Raw genomic sequence first — 3,714 nt, forward strand, 5'->3', positions numbered from 1 at the left:
GCGCGGGCGGACGCCCTGCTGCGCACCTCGCGCCGACCGTGGTGTCCCGACATGTTCTAGTTCTTCCCCTGCGGTTCTTCCCCTGGGTCGGTCCGCTCACTGCCCGGCCGCGGCGCGGCCGGGCTCGGCGGACTGGAGCAGCAGCACGGCGAGCGCGATGCCGCCGATGGTCATGCACGTGACGTTCTGCGCCTTGAGCCCCACGAGCAAGGTGGTGAGCCCGATCGCTCCCACCGCGCCGAAGCGCCATTCGACGAAGCGCTCGAAGCCCACGAGCAGCACGGACATGGCCAGAGTGATTCCGACCGGCATGGTGGGTCCCTCCCTTCTGCGTACGCAGTGGTCCCCCCTCCCCCCATGCGCCTTCGGACAGCGGGAGAGCGCGAGCCCCGGGCGACGACCATCACCGCCAACTTCCTCCAGTTGCCGCCAGGGTCGCAGAGTTGGTGACCAACTCTGCTTAACTTGTGCCCAGTTGGTAACCAACTCAAAACATTTTGGAGACAACCCCCGTCGGTTGGCCGGAAGTTGTAAGGTTGGCGGGGTGAGCAGGGACCAGCCTTCGGCAACCGGCGGCCGGATCGCACGCGACCGCGTCGCCGACGCACTCCGCGCCCGCATCGACTCCGGCGATCTGCGGCCGGGCGACAGCCTGCCGACCCAGAAAGCGCTGATGGACGAGTTCGACGTCGAGCGGGGCGTCGTCCGCAAGGCGCTCGACCTGCTCAAGCGCGAGCAACTGCTCGCCGACGTCGGCCGGGGCTCACCCCCCACCGTCGCGGAGCCCGCCGCCGCCCGAGAGGAAGCCCCGCCGCTCACCGCGGGCGTGGAGTTGGCAGAACGGCTCGACGTGGCATTTCAGGCCACCCACGTGACCCTCGACGCCTTCAGCCTGACCACCGAGACCCTCAACCAGGCGATCTCGCCCACCCTGATGGCCATCGCCGCCGGCCGCGCCGCCCCCCGCTCGGTCACCTGCCGCCTCATGGTCCCCAGCCCGGACGCCCACCTGGCACTCCCCCTGCTGGTCGGCGACCCGGACGACCCGCGCCCGCTCAAGCGGCTGGACCGCCTGGTCGAACTGCACGCGCGCGCCTTCGCGCACACCCTGCAGTACCTGCGCGAGCGCGGCCGGGTGAAGGAACTCTCCGTCGAGGTCCGCGGCGTCGCCCTCACCCCGACCACCAAGCTCTACGTCCTCAACGGCACCGAGGCCCTCACCGGCTTCTACGAGGTCGTCCCCAACCGCGTCCCCGCCCCGGCCGGCGACGAGCACATGGACATCTACGACGTACTCGGCGTCGACACCTCCCTGTTCCGCCACTCCTCGGCCCACGACGCCCGCGACCGCCACGAGGCGGCGTACGTCGACAGCGCCAAACGGTGGTTCGAATCGGCGTGGCAGAAAATTGCGAAGCCGTATCCCGGGATTCCCCCGACGCTGTGACGGCCGACGTCACGCCGCGGCAACACGCCTGCGGTACTCTCAGCCCCATTCAGCCGCCCTCCGCAGGGCGGCTGCTCCCATCCGACGTGCTCGTGAACGGTCTGCCACCGCCCATGCCCAACGAAGCGCCCGGACCCCAGGGCGGCCTGCCGCGACTGCTGTACGAGCTGCGGCTGCGCTGGCACTTCTGGAGACACCGCCGCCGCCCCGGCGGCATCCTGCTGCACGGCCAGCACAACACCAACTACGTGGTGCCGCTGGACGAGGCGTTCGCCGCGATAGTGCGCGCGGAGCCGGGCGCGAGCGGCAAGATCCGTACGCCGATGAAGACCGTCGAGGTGCTGCCCCGCACCTGGCGGAGCGAGGCCGACGTGCTCGCCGCCGTCCAGCCGCACCTGCCCGCCGTGCCCACCTGCCTGCTCACCCGCGGCGGCCACGCGCTGCACACCTTCACCGAGGGCACGCCGCTGTCCGCCCACCACCCGGCGGACGAGCCCGTGGGCGAGCCGACGCTGCGCCGGCTCGCCGAGGTGATGCGGCGCATCGCCGAGGTGCCCGCCGACGAGCTGCCGCCGCTGCCGCCCGAGTGGCCGGTCGGCGACGACACCCCGGCCTTCCTGCGGACGCTGGTCGACTTCGCGGAGACCCGCGTCTACCTCACGTACCACGACGACTTCGGCACGCTCTTCGAAGCGCTCGGCATCACCGGCGCCGCCGCCCGCCGCTTCGGCCGGCGCGCCGACGACCTGACCCGCCGCCCGTTCCGGCTCCTCCACACCGACCTGCACCGCGACAACGTCCTGCGGCTGCCCGGCGAGGCGGGCGACCTCTTCGTCGTCGACTGGGAGATCGCCCTCTACGGCGACCCGCTGCACGAGTTGGCCACGCACCTGGTGCGGATGGGCTACGGGCCGCGGGAGGCGGAGCGGATGAAGGAGCTGTGGTGCGAGGAGATGGCCGGGCACGGACTCGCCGACGCCACCCGCGGCTTCGAGGACCTGGAGGTCTACCTCGACTTCGAACGCGCCCAGTCGCTCTACCCCGACACCATGCGCACGGCACTGAGCCTGTCCCCGGACGCCGGCGACGCGGAGCTGCGGCGCGGGGCCCGGCGCGTCCGGCGGTCGCTGGACAACGCCGTGAAGGCCGCGGGACTCGCGCGGATCCCCGCGGAAGCGGAGGTCATGGCGGCGCTCGCCGACTGGCTCGCGGGCCAGTCGGGGTATCGTCGTCGCCAGCGTCTGAAACGCCGCTACTCGGCCGGGGCGCTGCCCCCACCGCCCTGACCACCGCCCGGGGCAACCGACTTATGGAGCGATGTGGCCGATCTCCACGCACTCCTGCAGTCCGCGAAGTGCGTCCTGTTCGACTTCGACGGGCCCATCTGCCGGCTCTTCCACGGACACCCGCCCGCGCAGGTGGCCGACAGGATGCGGCTGCGGCTCGCGGAGCTGGGCGAGCCGGACCTGCGGACCGAGGTGGCGGGGCACCAGGACCCGTACCGGGTGCTCGGCCACGTCGCGCACGCGCCGGGCAGGGACGCGGCGGCGATCGCACTGGAGCAGTTGCTGACCAGGGAGGAACTGGCCGCGGTGCAGACGGCGGAGCCCACGGACGACGTGGCCGAGCTGATCCGCCGGCTGGTGGAGTCCGGCCGCCAGATAGCCGTGACGACGAACAACTCCGAGCGCTCCGTACGCGCATACCTCCACCGCAAGGGCCTCGCCCGCTGGTTCGGCCCCCACATACACGGCCGGACCGCCGACGCGAAGCACCTCAAGCCCGACCCGCACTGCCTGCACCGGGCGCTGGCCTCCACGAGAGCCGCGCCCGAGGAGACGGTCATGATCGGCGACACCGCGGCCGACCTCCAGGCCGCCCGCACCGCCGGCGTCTCCTTCGTCGGCTTCGCCGCCTCGCCCCACGCCACCGCCTTCGGGACCGGGCGCGCCGACCTCGTCGTCCACGGGATGGCGGAGCTCCTGAACGGGGCCACACCACCGCCCACGCCACCGCTCCCGCCGGACCGCTGAGGCTCCCGTCCCGCCCTGCCCGTACGCGACCCCGAAGCCGCCCATGACACGCCCTGACAACGGCCGTTTCGCCGTTCCCGAAAACCGCACCGACCACCGGGCCCCCGCCCCGGCCCGCCGGGGTCCCGCCCCGGCGGATCCGCTCGCCGGGGCCCGCTGCGTGCTGCTCGACTTCGACGGGCCGCTGTCCCGGTTCTTCGCCGGCCCGCCCGGCATCGCCGACGACCTGCGCAC

General features: G+C 72.6%; 4 protein-coding genes and 1 pseudogene. 4 read left to right on the plus strand and 1 reads right to left on the minus strand.

Annotated elements, in window-relative coordinates:
* Positions 1-96: 96 nt before the first annotated feature.
* A complete protein-coding gene (locus tag H5J30_RS21660) occupies positions 97-312 on the minus strand; it encodes a hypothetical protein (protein ID WP_181789052.1) in 216 nt (71 codons plus the stop codon).
* 232 nt (positions 313-544) lie between these two features.
* Here H5J30_RS21660 and H5J30_RS21665 point away from each other — a divergent pair, with 232 nt between their 5' ends.
* From H5J30_RS21665 to H5J30_RS21680, 4 genes and pseudogenes are all read left to right on the plus strand, one after another.
* Positions 545-1,447: a GntR family transcriptional regulator gene (locus H5J30_RS21665; protein WP_181789053.1), complete on the plus strand. Its 903-nt coding sequence runs from the start codon at positions 545-547 to the stop codon at positions 1,445-1,447.
* 113 nt (positions 1,448-1,560) lie between these two features.
* A complete protein-coding gene (locus tag H5J30_RS21670) occupies positions 1,561-2,733 on the plus strand; it encodes a phosphotransferase family protein (RefSeq protein ID WP_181789054.1) in 1,173 nt (390 codons plus the stop codon).
* Between the two features lie 33 nt (positions 2,734-2,766).
* Positions 2,767-3,480: an HAD family hydrolase gene (locus tag H5J30_RS21675; RefSeq protein WP_181789055.1), complete on the plus strand. Its 714-nt coding sequence runs from the start codon at positions 2,767-2,769 to the stop codon at positions 3,478-3,480.
* Between the two features lie 43 nt (positions 3,481-3,523).
* Positions 3,524-3,714: pseudogene (locus tag H5J30_RS21680) on the plus strand (HAD family hydrolase); the annotation flags it as partial.

The sequence above is a fragment of the Streptomyces phytophilus genome (assembly GCF_013870535.1).
Taxonomy (GTDB): domain Bacteria; phylum Actinomycetota; class Actinomycetes; order Streptomycetales; family Streptomycetaceae; genus Streptomyces; species Streptomyces phytophilus.